Source organism: Caenimonas terrae, from assembly GCF_042655405.1.
Lineage (GTDB): Bacteria > Pseudomonadota > Gammaproteobacteria > Burkholderiales > Burkholderiaceae_C > Ramlibacter > Ramlibacter terrae_A.
Genome location: NZ_JBHSMF010000006.1, coordinates 705,300 through 723,621, shown reverse-complemented (window position 1 = coordinate 723,621; position 18,322 = coordinate 705,300). Strand labels below are relative to the sequence as shown.

Annotated in this window: 14 protein-coding genes; 8 read left to right on the top strand and 6 right to left on the bottom strand. The window is 70.4% G+C overall.

The genetic code is table 11. The features are described from left to right. Positions 1–10 precede the first annotated feature (10 nt). From ACFPOE_RS10320 to ACFPOE_RS10300, 5 genes are all read left to right on the top strand, one after another. Positions 11–313 carry a DUF2818 family protein gene (locus tag ACFPOE_RS10320; protein WP_376849999.1) on the top strand — a complete coding sequence of 101 codons (303 nt, stop codon included), beginning with the start codon at positions 11–13 and terminating at the stop codon, positions 311–313. An 85-nt stretch (positions 314–398) separates the two neighbouring features. Beyond that, positions 399–977, top strand: coding sequence for an NUDIX domain-containing protein (locus ACFPOE_RS10315; RefSeq protein WP_376849998.1), 579 nt, complete (start codon positions 399–401; stop codon positions 975–977). A 90-nt stretch (positions 978–1,067) separates the two neighbouring features. Continuing rightward, entirely contained in the window at positions 1,068–1,520 is a 453-nt protein-coding gene (locus tag ACFPOE_RS10310) for a DUF1178 family protein (RefSeq protein WP_376849997.1), read from the top strand. Between the two features lie 227 nt (positions 1,521–1,747). Further along, positions 1,748–2,494, top strand: a complete 747-nt coding sequence (locus tag ACFPOE_RS10305; protein ID WP_376849996.1) for a response regulator transcription factor — start codon at positions 1,748–1,750, stop codon at positions 2,492–2,494. A 2-nt stretch (positions 2,495–2,496) separates the two neighbouring features. Beyond that, entirely contained in the window at positions 2,497–6,564 is a 4,068-nt protein-coding gene (locus ACFPOE_RS10300) for a response regulator (protein WP_376849995.1), read from the top strand. A gap of 127 nt (positions 6,565–6,691) precedes the next feature. On the opposite strand, the gene ACFPOE_RS10295 is transcribed toward ACFPOE_RS10300, so the two are convergent. Genes ACFPOE_RS10295 through ACFPOE_RS10275 form a run of 5 tightly spaced genes read right to left on the bottom strand, consistent with a single transcriptional unit; the run spans position 6,692 to position 13,938 of the window. Beyond that, positions 6,692–7,966, bottom strand: coding sequence for an NAD(P)/FAD-dependent oxidoreductase (locus ACFPOE_RS10295; protein WP_376849994.1), 1,275 nt, complete (start codon positions 7,964–7,966; stop codon positions 6,692–6,694). Between the two features lie 48 nt (positions 7,967–8,014). Next, on the bottom strand, positions 8,015–9,388 hold the full coding sequence (locus ACFPOE_RS10290; protein ID WP_376849993.1) for a TolC family outer membrane protein: 1,374 nt from the start codon (positions 9,386–9,388) through the stop codon (positions 8,015–8,017). A gap of 11 nt (positions 9,389–9,399) precedes the next feature. Beyond that, entirely contained in the window at positions 9,400–9,609 is a 210-nt protein-coding gene (locus ACFPOE_RS10285) for a YgaP family membrane protein (RefSeq protein WP_376849992.1), read from the bottom strand. 38 nt (positions 9,610–9,647) lie between these two features. Continuing rightward, positions 9,648–12,878 carry an efflux RND transporter permease subunit gene (locus ACFPOE_RS10280; RefSeq protein ID WP_376849991.1) on the bottom strand — a complete coding sequence of 1,077 codons (3,231 nt, stop codon included), beginning with the start codon at positions 12,876–12,878 and terminating at the stop codon, positions 9,648–9,650. A gap of 1 nt (position 12,879) precedes the next feature. After that, positions 12,880–13,938, bottom strand: coding sequence for an efflux RND transporter periplasmic adaptor subunit (locus tag ACFPOE_RS10275; RefSeq protein ID WP_376849990.1), 1,059 nt, complete (start codon positions 13,936–13,938; stop codon positions 12,880–12,882). Between the two features lie 132 nt (positions 13,939–14,070). Between ACFPOE_RS10275 and ACFPOE_RS10270 the strand changes: the two genes are divergently transcribed. Then, positions 14,071–14,415, top strand: a complete 345-nt coding sequence (locus ACFPOE_RS10270) for an ArsR/SmtB family transcription factor (protein WP_376849989.1) — start codon at positions 14,071–14,073, stop codon at positions 14,413–14,415. Positions 14,416–14,427: 12 nt separating this feature from the next. Here the strand turns inward: ACFPOE_RS10270 and ACFPOE_RS10265 are convergent, their stop codons facing one another. Continuing rightward, the gene (locus ACFPOE_RS10265; protein ID WP_376849988.1) at positions 14,428–16,212 is read right to left on the bottom strand and encodes an ABC transporter transmembrane domain-containing protein; all 1,785 of its coding nucleotides are present in this window, start codon (positions 16,210–16,212) and stop codon (positions 14,428–14,430) included. Positions 16,213–16,284: 72 nt separating this feature from the next. On the opposite strand from ACFPOE_RS10265, the gene ACFPOE_RS10260 reads away from it, so the two are divergent. Further along, the gene (locus tag ACFPOE_RS10260; protein ID WP_376849987.1) at positions 16,285–16,872 is read left to right on the top strand and encodes a MarR family winged helix-turn-helix transcriptional regulator; all 588 of its coding nucleotides are present in this window, start codon (positions 16,285–16,287) and stop codon (positions 16,870–16,872) included. A 4-nt stretch (positions 16,873–16,876) separates the two neighbouring features. Further along, positions 16,877–18,313 (top strand): efflux transporter outer membrane subunit, encoded by a 1,437-nt coding sequence (locus tag ACFPOE_RS10255; protein WP_376849986.1) that lies wholly within the window; start codon positions 16,877–16,879, stop codon positions 18,311–18,313. Positions 18,314–18,322 lie beyond the last annotated feature (9 nt).

The following is an 18,322-nucleotide window of genomic DNA, read 5'->3' as shown; positions in this document are numbered from 1 at the left end:
GGGGGTCCCCTTGTCCGAATCGGTTTCCGTCTGGCTGGTGATCGTGGTCGCCTTCCTGGCGGCCAACCTGCCGTTCCTCAACCAGCGCCTGCTGGGCGTGGTGCCGCTCAAGCGCCCGGTCAAGCCGCTGCCGCTGCGGCTGGCGGAACTGGTGCTGCTGTACTTCATCGCCGGCGGCCTCGGCCTGCTGCTGGAGAACCGTGCCGGCCAGATCGCGCCGCAGGGCTGGGAGTTCTACGCCGTCACCGGCGCGCTGTTCATCACGTTCGCGTTTCCGGGCTTCATCTGGCGCTATCTGTGGAAGAAGAAATGAGCCCCCGCGTTTGCTGCTTGGCAGCTGCTCTGCCCCCCGAGGGGGCGCAGTCGGCCTTGGGGCGGCCCGGCGGCTGACTGGCACCATGGCCGACGACAGCCACCTGGTGGAGCACAGGCTGGGCAGCGAGGAGCTGTTCAAGGGCAGGCTGCTGCACGCATGGAGGGACACCGTGAAGCTGCCCGATGGCGGCACGGCGACGCGCGAATACATCGTCCACCCCGGCGCGGTGGTGATCGTGCCCTTGCTGGACGACGGGCGCGTGCTGCTGGAGCGGCAGTTCCGCTATCCGGTGCAGCAGGTGATGATCGAATTTCCGGCCGGCAAGCTCGACGTGCCCGGCGAGGACAAGCTGGCCTGCGCCAAGCGCGAGCTGCTGGAGGAGACGGGCTACACGGCGCGCGAATGGGCCCATGCCGGCGTGCTGCACCCGGTGATCTCGTATTCCACCGAGGCGATCGACATCTGGTTCGCGCGCGGGCTGGTGGACGGCGGCCAGCGCAACCTGGACCACGGAGAGCACCTGGACGTGTTCAGCGCCACGCCGCAGGAGCTGGCGCAGTGGTGCCGGGACGGCCGAGTCACCGATGCCAAGACGCTGTCCTGCGCGCTCTGGCTGCAGAACGTCCTGGCCGGAGCGTGGACACTGGAGTGGCGCTCATAATCCGGCTATGTTGAGCCCCCACGCCAGGCACGATGTGCCGTCGCCGCCCCCCGAGGGGGCCATCGCGCCTTGGGGCGGCCCGGCGGCGCGATGAAAGTCCTCGACCTCCAGTGTGCGCAACAGCACAGTTTCGAAGGCTGGTTCGGATCGGAGGCGGACTTCCAGGACCAGCTGGCGTGCGGGCTGGTGGAATGCCCGCTGTGCGGCGACGTCGCCATCAGCAAGCTGCTCAGCGCCCCGCGCCTGAACCTGGGCGGCGGCAAGGAGCCGGCGCCCGCCGCCCGGCACCAGCAGGACCTGGTGGCGGCGCCGGACCGCACCATGCAGGCCGCCTGGATGAAGATGGTGCGCCACGTGATGGCCAACACCGAGGACGTGGGCGCGCGCTTCCCGGAAGAAGCGCGCCGCATGCATTACGGCGAGACGCAGGAACGCGGCATCCGCGGCCAGGCCTCGCCCGGCGAAACCCAGGCCCTGCTGGAGGAGGGCATCGGCGTGCTGCCGCTGCCCATTCCCAAGGCGCTGAAGGAACCGTTGCAGTAGCGCCGCTCCGCGGAAACCCACGCGATTCGTGAACAAGGTCCGCGCCTGGGCGCGGGTGAGTGCCGATCCCGGACGGTGCGAGGGTCATCCCGGGTCCGGGCGCGGCACCAGCCGAGTAGGATGCAGCTCAACCAACGAGAGACGCGTCAGAAATGCCTGTACCGGTTTCGGAGATGTCTCAGGTCTACGCCTTGACGGCTCTGGGTGAGCATGAGTTGCGCGGTAGCGTGACCAGCCTGTCTCCCAACGAGCTCGAGTTCCTGGTGCGGGTCGACGGCTCGCTGTCGCTGGCGCAGATCCAGGCCGGAATGCCCGCAGTCACGCAGGATGCGTTCGCGTCGCTCTTTCGCGGACTGCGCGACCGGCGCCTGCTGGAGCCGACGCAGGCCGATCCGCTGGCCCTGCAACTCCAGGCCTGCCTGAACCAGATGGCGCTGCCGGTGAGCGACGCCAAGGCGGATTCAGGCGTCTCGTCGCTGCGCAGCAGCGGCTTCTACGTCGAGATCGCCCGCGAGCGGTCGCTGGCGCGGCCGCCGGGCGGGGTGCTCACCGCCATCGTGGTGGAAGACGAGCCGACGCTCGCCCGCTTCATCCAGAGCTACCTCGCCTTCGAGGGCTTCCAGGTCCGGCTGGCGAGCAACCGCAGCGAGATCGTCGCCGAGTTCAGCAAGCCGCCGGTCCCCGACCTGATCCTGCTGGACGTGCTGCTGCCGGATGCAGACGGCTTCGACATTCTGTCGCGGGTGCGGCAGCACAAGGCGCTGAGCCAGGTGCCGGTCGTCATGCTGACGGGCAAGGCCACGCGCGAGGCGGTGCTCAAGGGCATGGCCGGCGGCGCCGACGGCTACGTGACCAAGCCGTTCGAGGCCGAGTCGCTCCTGCGCGTGGTGCGGGCCGTCGTCGGCCTGCCTGCGCCACCGGAGCAGGCCCCCGATCCATGGGCCAGCCGGGACGCGGGCAGCTGGAAGTTGTGACGATGCAAGCCGAACGCAAGCCCGGCTCCCGGCGCATCCTGGTGGCCGAGGACGTGGAGATCAACCGCGAGATCCTGGGCGATGTGCTCGCCGGCCTGGGGCATGAACTGGCCTTTGCGCAGGACGGCGCGCAGGCACTGGAACTGGTGCAGCGCAGCACCTTCGACCTGGTCCTGATGGACGTGCAGATGCCGGCCATGGACGGCCTGGAGGCAACCCGGCGCATCCGCACGCTCGACGGCGGGGCGCGCAACGTCCCGATCCTGGCGCTCACCGCGAACGTCACGCAGGAAGAGGGTCGGCGCTGCATCGCGGCGGGAATGAACGAATGCCTTGCCAAGCCCTACGACTGGGTCCAGATCGAAGCGGCGATCGCGCGCTACGGCTGCGCCGGAGCGGCGGCGAAGCCGCTGCCCGCGCCGCCGCCGGCGACGCATCCCGGCGGGCCCGCCCTGGTGAACACCCAGGTCCTGGCCGGCCTGCGGCGCATGGCCGGTCCGGAGCAGTTGCGCGCGATGGTCCGCTCCGGCCTCGATGCCTACCAGACCTACTGCCAGGAGATGCTCCATCCCGCCGCCGGCGCGGACGCGATCGCGGCGCAGGCGCACAAGCTCAAGGGTTCCGCCGGCACCATCGGCCTGGGCGCGCTCAGCGCCGTCGCGGCCCGGATCGAGGACGCGCTGGCCGACGGTCTCCCGGTCGGCCTTCTCTTGCAGGAACTGGAAGACACGATGGCCGCCACCCGCGCCGAACTCGACACCCTGGGCGTGCTTGCGGACGGCAAGTCCGCCGCCGCGCCGGCCCGGACGCAGCAGCAGTTGGAGGCCGCTCTCCATGCGTCCGAGGCCCTGCTGCAGGCCCGCGACAGGCAGCTGGCCGCGCTCCAGGACGGGTACGACCTGCTGGTCTCCACGCTGGACGCCACCAACGACGGCGTGTTCACGCGGCAGGCGGGGGGCAGCATCTTCTTCAACATCCGCACGGCCGAACTGTGGGGGATTCCGGAGGAGGACATCGCCACCATCGACGCGGAGAGCCTGCGCCGGTTCAACCTCGAGCAGGTGGCGGATCCGGTCGCGTATTCAGCGCTGATCGAAAGGCACCGCGCCAATCCTAGGGAGAGGCTGGTCCGCGTGGTCGCGCTCAAGAGCGGCCTGCTGCTCGAGCGCACCGTCGCCCCCCAGTTCGTCCACGGCAAGTGCGTCGGCAGCGTCATTACCTACCGCGATGTGACCGCGAGCGTGCGGCACGAGGAAGAGATGGCCTTCAATGGCCAGGTGCTCGAGAACTCGGGTCCGATGTACTGGATCGAGCGCGACACGGGTGCGATCGCCTATGCCAACCGCGCGGCCTGCAAGCACTTCGGCTTCGAGGTCCAGGAGCTGCGCGGCGTGTCTGCCGCCAGCCTGGGCCTGGCGCTCACGCCCGAGCAGGACCGCATGGTGATGGCGCAGGCCGCCGACGCCGGCCCGATCTCGTTCGCCGGCGTGCACCGGCGCAAGGACGGCAGCCTGCGCGACGTCGAGCTGTCGATCTTCCTCACCGAGCAGGCCGAGCGCAGCATGTTCGTCGTCTGCGTCAAGGACGTCACCGAGCAAAGGGGCGCCGAACTCGAGGCCGGCCGGCAGCGCGCGTTGCTGCTGTCGCTGATCAACTCGATTCCCGACGGGATCGTCTTCAAGGACCTGGAGGGCCGCTACCTCGGGTGCAACACCGCCTATTCGGTGCGGACCGGGCTGTCCATCGACCAGGTGCGGGGCCGGACCTGCGAGGAGCTGTTTGCGCCGGCGCGCGCCGCCGAGATCCGGCAACGCGACCGCGCCGTCATCTCGGCCAACCAGCCGCGGACCATCGAGGAGATGCTGTCGGTGGCGGATGGCCGCGAGGTCTGCTATGAAACCGTGGTGTCGCGGCTGCAGAACCAGTTCGGCCAGGCCGAGGGCCTGCTGGCGGTGTCGCGCGACATCAGCGAGCGCAAGAAGCACGAGGAGCAGATCCGCACGGCCATGGAGTTGGCCGAGGCGGCCACCCACTCCAAGTCGGACTTCCTGGCCAACATGAGCCACGAGATCCGCACGCCGATGAACGCCATCATCGGCCTGTCGCACCTGGTGCTGCAGACCGACCTGGCGCCGCGCCAGCGCGACTACGTGAGCAAGGTGCAGACGGCGGGCCAGCACCTGCTGGGCGTGATCAACGACATCCTGGACTTCTCCAAGGTCGAGGCCGGCAAGCTGGACCTCGAGCATGCGGAGTTCGAACTGGAGAAACTGCTGGACACCACTGTCAGCCTGATCTCGGGCGAATGCGAGAAGAAGGGCCTGGAACTGGTGATGCACGTGGAGCCTTCGGTTCCCGCCCGCCTCAAGGGCGATTCGCTGCGGTTGGGCCAGGTGCTGCTGAACCTGGTCAACAACGCGGTGAAGTTCACCGCCCGGGGGGAGGTCGGGATCACGGTGCGGGAGATGGAGCGGACCGAGGGCCAGGTGCTGCTCGAGTTCCGTGTTCGCGATACCGGCATCGGCCTGTCGCCCGAGCAGATCGGCCGCCTGTTCCAGAGCTTTTCCCAGGGGGACGCGTCGACCACGCGCCGGTTCGGCGGCACCGGGCTGGGCCTGGCCATCAGCAAGAAGCTGGTCGAACTCATGGGCGGGCAGGTGGCCGTCGAGAGCCAGCCCGGGGCGGGCAGCACCTTTTCTTTCACGGCGCGGCTCGGGATCGGCGCGGACCACGCCCGCAAGCTGGTCCCCAACCCCGACCTGCGCGGTTGCCGGGTCCTGGTGGTGGACGACAGCTTCCATGCGCGTGCGGCGATCGCCGTCATGCTCACGAAGATGTCCTTCGTGGTCACCGAAGTCTCCTCGGGCGCGGAGGCCATCGATGCGGTGCGTGCCGCCGCCGTCGCCGGCGACCCGTTCCGGATCGTGTACCTGGACTGGCGCATGCCCGGAATGGACGGGATGGACACGGCACGGCGGATCAAGGCGCTCGGCCTGCCGCTGCCGCCCGTGCTCATGATGGTTTCAGCGCACGGCCGCGAGGAAATGCTGCGGGAAGCGCAGAACATCGGCCTGGACGGCGTGCTGGTCAAGCCGGTCAACGCGTCGCTGCTGTTCGACAGCACGATGAATGTGCTGGGCGCGAGCTGGCAGGAGGTGGCGCCGGCGTCGCCGGCGGCGCGGCCCGGCGCCGACGGCCTGCCGGGCTCGCTCGGTGCCCTGCACGGGGCGCGCATCCTGGTGGTGGAGGACAACGAAATCAACCAGATGGTGGCGCGCGAGATGCTGGAAAGCGCGGGCTTCGTGGTGGACGTGGCGGACAACGGCCAGCTGGGCCTGGAACGGGTGCAGCAAGCCGACTACGACCTGGTGTTCATGGACATGCAGATGCCGGTGATGGACGGACTCACCAGCACCCGCGAGATCCGCAAGATCGCGCGGCTGGCGCGGCTCCCCATCCTGGCAATGACGGCCAATGCCATGGAGCACGATCGCCGGCGCTGCATCGACGCCGGCATGAACGACGCAGTCATCAAGCCCATCGACCCGAATGCCCTCTGGGCCGCGCTGGTCCGTTGGCTGCCGGAGCGCGGCGCGGAGCCTGCACCGATGCCGGCCAGCGCCGTTGCAGCCCCAGCGGCCGCGGCGCCGGGTGCGGACGGCCTGCCGCGCGTTGCCGGGCTGGACACCGAACTAGGGCTGAGCCGCGTCCTGAACAAGAAGGACCTGTACCTGACCATCCTGCGCCGGTTTGCGTCGGGCTACGGATCGCTTGCGGCGAAGATCCAGGCGGCGCTCGCCACCGGCGACCTCGCGACCGCGGAACGCCTGGCCCACAGCGCGAAGTCGGTGGCCGCCAACATCGGCGCTTCCGGCATCGAGGCGCACGCCGCCGGCCTGGAGAGCGCCCTCAAGGCATATGCGCCGCCGGCCGAAGTCCAGCAGCGCCTGGGCGCCTTCGAACGCGACCTGGTCACGCTGGTGGCGGCGCTGAACGATCAACTGGCGCCGGAGGCGCCGCCCGCTGGATCGGGGGCGCCTTCAGCGGCCCTGAAGGAGCCGTTGCAGTAAGACTTTGCAACGGCGGCCGCCGAGATATCCACATCATCTGTGGACAACGCTGTGGGCTGGCCGGGGGTGAAGTGCGCAGCGCCAGCGCCGGTGCGGGCTGCAACGCGGCGCCTGCCAGATAGGCAGCTCAGCGCCGGCCCAGCCGCTGGACCCCGATGCTCTTGAGCATGAACTTCTCGTAGATCGGCTCCGAGGTGCCGTGCTTCATCTTGTACAGGAAATATTTCTCGTACGCGATCTTGGCCAGGTGCACCCACTTGCCCTTGCTGAACCAGTTGGTGTTGCGCGGCGGGATCTGCGGCAGCGCCACGAAGGCGATGCCGGTGTCGCCCATGTCGGCCAGGCAGATCGCGTTCCAGCTGCCCTGCGCCACCGGCGGCTGGCCGGCCAGGTCGGCGCCGATGTTGTTGACGATGGCCGTCACCATGGTCTCGATCATGTAGCCGGTCTTGGGCGCGCCGGTCGCCACCGGCGTCGCCTCCACCGGCGGGATCGCCACGCAGACGCCGGCCGAGAAGATGTTGCGGTACTTCTTGCTGCGCTGGTATTCGTCGATCAGCACGAAGCCGCGCGGGTTGCACAGGCCTTCCACCGCCGCCACCGCGTCCACGCCCTTGAAGGCCGGCAGCATCATGCTGTACTTGAACGGCAGCTCGTGCTCCTGCTTGACCTGGCCCTGGTCGTCCAGCTCGGTGACGAACATCTTGCCGTGCTCCACCCGAGTGACCTTGGCGTTGGTGATCCACTTGATGTGGTTGTTGCGCAGCTCGCTCTCCAGCATGGTCTTGGAGTCGCCCACGCCGCCCAGGCCCAGGTGGCCGATGTAGGGCTCGCTGGTCACGAAGGTCATCGGCACCTTGTGGCGCAGCTTGCGGCGCTGCAGGTCCTTGTTCAGGATGAAGGCGAATTCGTAGGCCGGCCCGAAGCAAGACGCGGCGGGCATCGCGCCGACGACCACCGGCCCCGGCTCCTCGACGAAGCGCTGGTAGTCGTCCCAGGCCTTGGCGGCGTGGTCCACCGTGCAGATCGACTGCGTGTGGCCGGCGGGCCCCGAGCCCGGCACCTCGTCGAAGGCCAGCTTCGGTCCGGTGGTGATGACCAGGTAGTCGTACGTCAGCCGGCTGCCGTCCTGCAGTTCCAGCCCGTTGCCCTCGGCGTCGATGCGCTGCACCGGCTGCGCCACGAAGGCGATGCCCTTCTTCTCCAGGTGCGGCCGGATCGGGAAGGTGATGGACTCGCGCTTGCGCCAGCCGACCGCCAGCCAGGGGTTGGACGGGACGAACTGGAAGTAGTCCAGCGCGTTGACGACCGTGATGTTGTGTTCCTTGCCGAGGTGCGCGCGCAATTCGTAGGCGGCGGGCATGCCGCCGATGCCGGCGCCCAGAACGATGATGTGGGCCATGGTGATCTCCTGGTTGGTGGGGAAGAAAGTCCTTGCCGTGAGTCCTCGTCAGCGCTGCAGCGCCGCGTTGACCTCCTGCAGCCGCGCCTCGTCCAGCCCGCCCGCCAGGGCGGCCAGCCGCAGCCGGTTCAGCAGCACGTCGGCGCGGGCCTGCACCAGCGCCAGTTCGGCGCCACTGGCGTCGTTCTGCGCGTTCAGCAGGTCCAGCGTGGTGCGGTCGCCGACCTGGCGCCCCAGCTGCGTCGCGTCCAGGCGCGCGCGGCTGGCGGTGAGCGATTCGGCCAGCGCTTGCAGCCGCGCCTTGCCCGTCTGCAGGCCCAGCCAGGCGGCGCGGGTCTGCTGGCGCACCTGCTGGCGGGTGCGCTCCACTTCGGCGTCGGCCTTCTCCTGCAGCCGCAGCGCTTCGTCCTGCCGGGCGCTGCGCATGCCGCCGGTGGACAGCGGCACCGTCAGCTGCAGGCCGACCATCGCCTGGCTGGCGGTGTTGCTGGCGCTGCCGAAGTCGCCGCTGCCGGCGAGCCGGTCGCGGCCCGCTTCCGCCACCAGGTCCAGCGTCACGCCGGCACGCGCGCTGCGCCGGGCCACTTCCTGCGCGGCCGACTGCGCGTTGGCCTGCTGCAGCCGCAGCTGCGGGCTGTCACGGCCGGCCAGTTCCAGCCACTGCTCCAGCGGCGGCAGCACGGCCGGCGCCGCGGCCTCGGCCGGAGGCGCCAGCTGCAGCGCCGCCGGCGGCAGGCCGGTGACGTCCGACAGCTGCTCGCGGGCCAGCTGCAGTTCGCTTTCCGCCGCCAGCACCTGCGCCTGCAGCGCGCGCGCCCGCGCCGATGCCTCATGGGTGTCGGTGATCGGCTTGTCGCCGGCGGCGAAGCGGTCGCGGGCTTCCACCAGCGCCTGGTCGACGGCAAGCTGCTGGCGCTGCAGCAGCTCGAGCTTGCGTTCGGCCAGCACCGCGTCGAAGTAGCGCTGGGCGGTGCGCAGCATCAGCTCCTGCTGCGAAGCCTGCCATTCCAGATCGGCGGCATCGGCGCCGATCAGCAGTTGCCGGCGCTGCGCCTGCCGGTCGCCGCTGACCAGCGGCTGGCGCGCGCTCAGGCCCCAGCGCGTCGAGGTGCCGCCGTGGATCGAGGTGGCGAAATTCACGCCGTCCGACTGGCCGAAGCCGGGCGCCGAAAAGCGCGCGCCGGTCATCGCCGTGTCGGCGTTCATGGCGCCGACCGTGGCGTTGAGGGCCAGCGTGGGACGCCACAGCGCCGCGGCCTGCGCCCTGCGCGTCTCGCCGGCCTGGCGGCCGGCCAGCGCGATCGCCGCGTCCGGGTCGTGTTCGCGCGCTGCCTGCCAGGCCTGCATCAGGTCCGTGGCCTGCGCCGAGAGCGCGGCCAGCGCGAGCGCGGCGATCGCCAGGCGTCGGGGAAGCGCACGCATGGGCCGGTCCTTCAGCAGCCGCGCTCGGCACCCAGCTTGCGCAGGATCGTTTCCATCACGCACCACCGGGTGAGCGCGCTTTGCAGCAGGTTGATGCCGACGAAGGCGGTGAAGGCCAGCCACCACTGGCTGACGAAGACCGGGCTGCCGGGGGTGCCCAGTGCCAGCGACAGCAGGATGAAGATGCCCGCGACGAGGCGGACGATTTGCCAGGATTTCATGAAAGGACTCCTTGAGGTTGATGAAATGAAGAAAGGGATCAGGCCGCGGCCGGTGCCAGCGCGCCCAGGCGCTTGCGGTAGGCCGCGTAGTAAAGCGTCGGGATCACGACCAGCGTGAGCACGGTGGAGACGAAGATGCCGAAGATCAGCGAGATCGCCAGCCCGTTGAAGATCGGGTCGTCCAGGATGAAGAAGGCGCCGAGCATGGCGGAGGCGCCGGTCAGCATGATCGGCTGGGCCCGGGTGATCGCCGAGTGGACGACGGCCTGCTTGAACTCCACGCCGGCCCGCACCTGCAGATTGATGAAGTCCACCAGCAGGATCGAGTTGCGCACGATGATGCCGGCCAGCGCGATCATGCCGATCATGCTGGTGGCCGTGTACTGCGCGCCCAGCAGCGCATGGCCCGGCATCACGCCGATGACGGTCAGCGGGATCGGCGCCATGATGATCAGCGGCGTCAGGTAGGAGCCGAACTGCGCCACCACCAGCAGGTAGATCAGCACCAGGCCCACCGCATAGGCGGCGCCCATGTCGCGGAAGGTCTCGTAGGTGATCTGCCACTCGCCGTCCCACTTCAGCGCGTAGCCGCGCCACGGGTCCTGCGGCTGGCTGATGAAGTATTCGGCAACGCTGCCGCCGTCGGGCGCGCGGATCTTCGCGATGTCGCCGCGCATGCCGAACATGCCGTACAGCGGGCTGTCCAGCTTGCCGGCCATGTCGCCCAGCACGAAGTCCACCGCCAGCAGGTCCTTGTGGTAGACCGGCTGCTCGCGCAGCGTGTCGCTGACCGTCACCAGCTCGCCGATCGGCACCAGCTTGCCCGACGCGCTGCGCACCGACAGCTGCAGCAGCGCGTCCAGGTCGCCCTGGCTGGCCGCCGGCAGTTGCAGCACGGCCGGCACCGGATACCGGCTGGCGTCGTGCAGGTACGTCGCCGACTCGCCCGCCAGCGCGGTGCGCAAGGTGCCGACGATGGCCTGTTGCGGCACCCCCAGCATGGCGGCCTTGCGCCGGTCCACCAGCAGCAGCTTGCGCGGCGCGTCGGCGATGCCGGTGTCGTCCACGTCCACCACGTTGGGCGTCTTCTCGAACACGGCGCGCACGGCCCTGGCCACCTGGCGCCGGCCTTTGGCCTCCGGCCCGTAGATCTCGGCCACGATCGGCGACAGCACCGGCGGGCCCGGCGGCACTTCCACCACCTTCACGTTGGCGCCGAAGCGCCGCCCGATCTTCTGAAGTTCGAGCCGGACCCGGGCCGCGATCGCGTGGCTCTGGTCGCTGCGCTGGTGCTTGTCGACCAGGTTGACCTGGATGTCGCCGACCTCGCCGCCGGCGCGCAGGTAATACTGCCGCACCAGGCCGTTGAAGTTGATCGGGGAAGCGGCGCCGGCGTAGGCCTGGTAGTCCGTTACCTCGGGCACCGTGGACAGCTGCGCGCCCAGCTCGTGCAGCACGGCGGCGGTGCGCTCCACCGGCGTGCCGGCCGGCATGTCCACCACCACCTGGAATTCCGACTTGTTGTCGAAGGGCAGCATCTTGAGCAGCACCAGGCCGGTGGCCGGCAGCACCAGCGACAGCACGATCAGGACGGCGATGCCCAGCCCCAGCAGGCCGCGGTTGCGCCTGCCGCTTCGATCGTCCAGCAGCGGCTTGAACACGCGCTCGAACAGCGGCGTCAGTTTGCCGGCCAGGCCGGTCGGGCCGGCGGCATGGCCGTGCGCCGGGGTGGCCTTCATCCACAGGCGCGCCAGCCACGGCGTGACCATGAAGGCGATCGCCAGCGACAGCAGCATGCCCATGCTGGCGTTGATGGGGATCGGGCTCATGTAGGGGCCCATCAGGCCGCTGACGAAGGCCATCGGCAGCAGCGCCGCGATCACCGTCAGCGTCGCCAGGATGGTGGGGCCGCCCACTTCGTCGACCGCGCCGGGAATGAGCTCGGTCAACGTGCGGTCGGGATGGAGCTGCTGGTGGCGGTGGATGTTCTCCACCACGACGATGGCGTCGTCCACCAGGATGCCGATCGAGAAGATCAGCGCGAACAGCGACACCCGGTTGAGCGTGAAGCCCCAGGCCCAGGAGGCGAACAGCGTCACGGTCAGCGTCAGGATCACCGCGGCGCCGACGATCGCCGCCTCGCGCCGGCCCAGCGCGATGAACACCAGCGCCACCACCGCGGTGGTGGCGAACAGCAGCTTCTCGATCAGCTTGATCGCCTTGTCGTTGGCGGTGGCGCCGTAGTTGCGCGTCTCGGCCACCAGCACGCCGGCCGGGATCACCGTGTTGCGCAGCTGCTCCACCCGCTTCATCACGCCGTTGGCCACGTCGATCGCGTTCTGGCCGGGCTTCTTGGTGACGGTGAGGGTGACGGCCGGGTATTCGCCGCCGCCGTCCTTGCCGGACTGCCCGTACCAGGCGTAGCGGCCGGCCGGCGGCGGGCCGTCGCGCACCTGCGCCACGTCCTTGAGGAACACCGGCTTGTTGTCGCGCACGCCCACCACCAGCTCGGCGACGTCGCTGGCCTGCGCCAGATAGGGGCCGGCCTCGATGGCGACGCTGCGGTTGCCGCCGACCAGCTCGCCGACCGGCAGGCCCAGGTTGGCCGACTGCAGCGCCGTGCGCAGGTCCTGCACCGTCACGCCCGAGCCGGCCATGCGGGCCGGATCGATCTCCACCAGCACGGCGTGGCCGGGGCCGCCGATGGTCTGAATTTCGCGCGTGCCCGGCACCCGCTTGAGGTCGGCCTCGATGCTGTGGGCGACCCGCTCCAGGTCGAAGGCGCCGGTGGCGGGGTCCTTGCTGTACAGCGTGAGGGCGACGATCGGCACGTCGTCGATCCCCTTGGGCTTGACGATCGGGTCCAGCACGCCGACGCCGCGCGGCAGCCAGTCGCTGTTGTCGCGCAGCGTGTCGTGCAGGCGCACCAGCGCCTCGGTGCGTGGCACGCCGACCTTGAACTGCACCGTCAGCACCGCCAGGCCCGGGCGCGAGACCGACATCACGTGCTCGACGTCCGCGATCTGCGACAGCACCTGCTCGGCCGGCGCGGCCACCATCTGCTCGACGTCCGCCACCGCGGCGCCGGGGAAGGGGACCAGCACGTTGGCCATCGTCACGTTGATCTGCGGTTCTTCCTCGCGCGGCGTCACCATGACGGCGAAGATGCCCAGCAGCAGCGCCATCAGCGCCAGCAGCGGCGTGATCTGCGCCGACTGGAACGCGGCGGCGATCCGCCCGGAAATGCCCATGCGCGGTTGCTGCTTCATCTCAGGGCGCCCTGGCCGCGGCCTGCGGGTCGAGGGCGACGGTGTCGCCCTTGCCGACGCCGCTGAGGATCTCCACCCGCTCGCCCTGCACCGGGCCGAGCCGCACCTGCCGCAGCAGCGGCCGGCCCTGCGCGTTGAGCACGTAGACGCCGGTCATCTCGGCGCGCCGCACCACGGCGCTGGCCGGCAGGTACAGGCGCTCGGCGCCGGGGGCGCCCGCGCCCGCCGCGGCGGCCGGCAGCCAGACCCGCGCGAACATGCCCGGCACCACGCCCTTGAGGCCGGCCGGCAGCGCCAGCCGGACCTGGCCGGTGTGGGTGGCGGCATCGACCACCGGCAGCACCTGCACCCGCGCCGGCTGGAGCCGGCCGGGCGCGGCGGCATAACCGGGCAGCTCGAAGCGGATGTCCCTGCTGTCGGCCAGGGCCGCCAGCACGGTCTGCGGCACCGCCGCCGTCACGCGCAGCGCCGACGGATCGTGCAGCGTGAGCAGGGCGCGGCCCGGCATGGCCATGTCGCCGAGCGTGACCGGCACGTCGCTCACCACGCCGTCGTAGGGCGCGCTCAGCACGAAGAAGCCCGACTCCGCCTGCGCCGCGCGGGCCTGGGCCTGCTGCGCCTGCACCTGCGCCTGCGCCGACTCGTACTGCGCCCGCGCGCGGTCGAGCGCCGACTGGCTGATGTACTGCTTCTGGAACAGCAGCTGCTGGCGCTGGTATTCGGTGGCGGCGACCTTGAGCGCCGCCCGCGCCGCGTCCACCTGGGCGGCGCTGGCCGCGGCGTTCTGGCTGGCCGCGCGGGCGTCGATGCGCACCAGCGGCTGGCCGGCCTTCACCGAGTCCCCGGCCTTGACGTTGAGCGCGACGATGGCGCCCGCCACCTGGGCCGACAGCGTGGTCTGGCGCTCCGCTTCCACCACCGCGTCCAGGCTCACTGCGTTGCCGCCGGCGGCCGAGCCCTGCACCTGCACCGTCGCCAGGGCGGCGCCCGCGGCGGCCCACGCGGGCGGCGCGCCGAGCGCCATCGCCATCACTGCGGCAAGCCATCCTGTCCTTGACATCCCGAATCCCCTTTGTTGCATGTTTAGCTAATCAGCTAATTAAGCAATCATACGGTAAACTCAAGTCCTTCGCACTGCACTTTGATCCGGCGCGGCGCGACGGCGCTGATCTACGTCAAGGAGCGTTCATTCATGAAAAACCTGCCGCCCGAAGCGCTGGCCGAGGTGGCCCGCTACTTCCAGGTGCTGTCGGAGCCGACCCGGCTGCAGATCCTCAACCTGCTGCGGCAGGGGGAGCGCAACGTGGGCGACCTGGCACAGGCCTGCGGCTTCTCGGCCGCCAACGTCTCGCGCCACCTGGCGCTGCTGACCGAGCAGGGCCTGGTCGCGCGCGAGAGCCGCGGCACCAGCGTCTATTACCACGTCGCCGACGAGTCGGTGTTCGCGCTGTGCGACCTGGTCTGCGGCAATATCGCCCGCCAGCTGGACGATACGGCTTCCCGGCGCAAGGCCTTCGCGCCGGGGCGGCGGCGCTGAGGGCGCGGCCCGTCACTCCATGAACTGCAGCGCCGCCAGCCGGGCATACATGCCGCTGGTGGCGACCAGCGAATCGTGGGTGCCCTGTTCGACGATGCGGCCGTGGTCCATCACGATGATGCGGGTGGCGCGCTGCACGGTGGCCAGCCGGTGGGCCACCACCAGCGTGGTGCGACCGCTCATGGCCGACTCCAGCGCTGCCTGCACCATGCGCTCGCTCTCGGCGTCCAGCGCGCTGGTGGCTTCGTCCAGCAGCAGCAGCGGCGGGTTCTTCAGCATCGCCCGCGCGATCGCGATGCGCTGGCGCTGGCCGCCCGACAGGCGCACGCCGCGCTCGCCCAGGAAGCTGTCGTAGCCCTCGGGCAGGGCGGTGATGAACTCGTGCGCGAAGGCGGCGCGGGCGGCGGCCACCACTTCCTCGTCGCGGGCGGCGGGGCGGCCGTAGCGGATGTTCTCCATCGCGCTGGTGGAGAAGATCACCGCGTCCTGCGGCACGATGCCGATCCGCTGCCGCAGGTCGTGCAGGGAGAGCTCGCGCGTCGGCACGCCGTCCAGCCGGATGGTGCCCTGCGCCGGGTCGTAGTAGCGCAGCAGCAGCTGGAACACCGTGCTCTTGCCGGCGCCGCTGGGGCCGACCAGCGCCACCGTCTCGCCCGGCGCCACGACCACGTTGAAATCGCGCAGCGCCGGTGTCAGCGGCCGCGACGGATAGTTGAAGGTGATGCCCTGGAACTCCACCCGGCTGCCGCCGCTGACCGAGGGCAGCGCCGCCGGCGCCGGCGGCGACACCACCGGCGACTTGGCGTCCAGCAGTTCCATCAGGCGCTCGGTGGCGCCGGCCGCGCGCAGCAGGTCGCCGTAGACCTCGCCCAGCACGCCCACCGCGCCGGCCAGCATGATCACGTAGACCACGGTCTGGCCCAGGTGGCCGGCGGTGATGGTGCCGGCCAGCACCGCCTGCGTGCCCTGGTACAGGCCCCACAGCAGCGCCGCGCTGGTGGCGATGATGACGAACGCGATCAGGAAGGCGCGGGCCTTGGTGCGGTGCACCGCGGTGGCGAAGGCGCTGGCGGTGGAGGCGTCGAAGCGCTCGGCCTCGCGCGTCTCGGCGGTGTAGCTCTGCACCACCGGGATGGCGTTGAGCACTTCGGCCGCGATGGCGCTGGAGTCGGCCACCTTGTCCTGGCTCACCCGCGACAGCTTGCGCACCCGCCGGCCCCACCAGGCGGTCGGGAACACCACGACCACCAGGATGCCCAGCACCTGGGTCATCACGTAGGGATTGGTCACCACCAGCATCAGCAGCGCGCCGGCGCCCATCACCGCGTTGCGCAGGCCCACCGACAGCGAGGAGCCGACCACGGTCTGTACCAGCGTCGTGTCGGTGGTCAGGCGCGACAGCACCTCGCCGGTCTGGGTGGTCTCGAAGAATTCCGGGCTCTGCTGCAGCACGTGGGCATAGACCGCGTTGCGCAGGTCCGCCGTGACCCGCTCGCCCAGCCAGCTGACCATGTAATAGCGCGCCGCCGAGAACATGCCCAGCGCCGCGGCGACGGCGAACAGTTCCATGAAGTGCTCGCGCAGGGCCAGCACCTGGGTGCCCTTGGATTCGGCCGACAGCCCGCCGTCGATCAGGCTGCGCAGCGCCAGCGGGAACACCAGCGTCGCCAGCGCCGCCAGCAGCAGGAACAGGCCGGCCAGCGCAAAGCGCCCGCGGTAGGGCCGCAGGAAGGGGACGAGGCCCGACAAGGAGCGGGGCGAGCCCTTGCTGGGGGCGGGGCGGGCAGATGTATCCATGCCCCGAGTTTAAGCTTGAGCAAGCAAAGACAGCCTTGACAATATTTGCTTAGGCAAGTATCATCGCCCCTCATGTCCACCAAAGCCACCGTCCGCCGCAGCCCCGCCCGGCCCGCCACCCCCGCGGCCAAGCGCAAGGCGCCGCCGCGCGCCGCGCCCAAGCTCAAGGTGGAGGTGCAACCCGACTTCTACGTGCCGGAGAACTACCAGCCGGAAGAGAGCGTCGGCTACCTGATGCGCCGCATCCTCAACACGGTGGCCACCGAGATCGAGCGCGAGATGGCGCCCAACGGCCTGACCAACGCGCAATGGATCCCGCTGTTCAAGCTGTTCATGGGCCCGGTCTCCACCGTGGCGGAACTGGCGCGCGAATGCCAGCTCGACGCCGGCGCGATGACGCGGCTGCTGGACCGGCTGGAGGCCAAGGGCCTGCTGCGGCGGGTGCGCTCCTGCGAGGACCGGCGGGTGGTCAACCTGGAACTGACGGCCGAGGGCCGGGCCGCCGCGCAGGAGATCCCCGGCGCGCTGTGCCGGGTGCAGAACGCCCACATGAAGGGCTTCACCCACGCCGAGTGGGAGACGCTCAAGCGCCTGCTGCGCCGCATCCTGGAGAACGCGCTGGCGATCCAGGCCGACAAGGGAACGACCAATGAAAAATGACCCAATGACCCACCGCAACCCCAGACTGGCCGCGCTGGCGGCGGCGCTGCTGCTGGCGGGCTGCGCCAACATGGCCGGCATCGAACCGCAGGCCAGACTGCGCGACGACGCATCGCTGAACCTGCCGGCCGCCGCTGCCGAGGCGCCGCTGGCGGTGCAGTGGTGGCGCGCTTTCGGCGACGAGCAGCTCGATCGCCTGATCGAGCAGGCACTGGCCGACAACCCCAACCTGCGCATCGCGCAGGCCCGGCTGGCGCGCGCCCGCGCCGCCGGCGAAGTGGCCGGCGCCGCGCTGCTGCCGCAGGTCAACGGCCAGTTCGACGCCATGCACCAGCGTTACAGCGAGACCGGCCTGCTGCCGCCGCCGATCGCCGGCTCGGTGCGGGACAGCGCCACGCTGCAGCTGGGCGCGGGCTGGGAGCTGGACTTCTTCGGCAAGAACCGGGCGCTGCTCGAAGGAGCGCTGGGCGCGGTCCGCGCCCAGCAGGCGGAAACCGATGCCGCCCGCATCCTGCTGGCCAGCAACGTCGCCCGCAGCTATTTCCAGCTGGCGCGCGTGGACGAGCAGCTGGTGGTGGCCCGGCGCACCCTGGCCCAGCGCGAAGAAGCGCTGCGGCTGGTGCGCGACCGCGTCAACGCCGGCCTGGACACCAGCCTGGAGCTGCGCCAGAGCGAGGGCGGCCTGCCCGAGGGGCGCCAGCAGATCGAGGCGCTGCAGGAGCAGGCCACGCTGGCGCGCAACGCGCTGGGCGCGCTGGTCGGCAAGCCGAACACCGACGTGGTCGCCACCGCGCCGCGGCTGGCCGACATCAAGCCGCTGGCCACTGCCGCCGTCATTCCGGCCAACCTGCTGGGCCTGCGCGCCGACGTCGCCGCCGCCCGCTGGCGAGTGGAGGCGGCCGGCCAGGACGTGCGCAGCGCCAAGGCGCAGTTCTATCCGGACATCAACCTCTCCGCCTTCGCCGGCCTGTCCAGCATCGGCCTGGGCAACCTGCTGCAGGCCGGCAGCCTGCAATGGGGCGTGGGCCCGGCGATCCGGCTGCCGATCTTCGAGGGCGGCAAGCTGCGCGCCAACCTGCGCGGCAAGACGGCCGACTACGACGCCGCGGTGGAAAGCTACAACGCCACCGTGATCGAAGCGATCCACGAGGTGGGCGACCAGCTCGCCTCGGGCCGCTCGATCGCGCTGCAGCAGGCCGAGCAGAAGCAGGCGCAGGCCTCGGCCGAAGGGGCCTACGACATCGCCGTGCAGCGCTACAAGGCAGGGCTGGGCAACTACCTGAACGTGCTCACTGCGGAGAACGCCGTGCTGGCCCAGCGCCGGCTGGCGGTGGATCTGGCCGCCCGCGCGCTCGACACGCAGGTGGGACTGGCCCGCGCCCTGGGCGGCGGCTATGTGCCGCCTGCCGATGCCGTCGCCGCCGCCAACGACAAGAACTGAAAACATTCT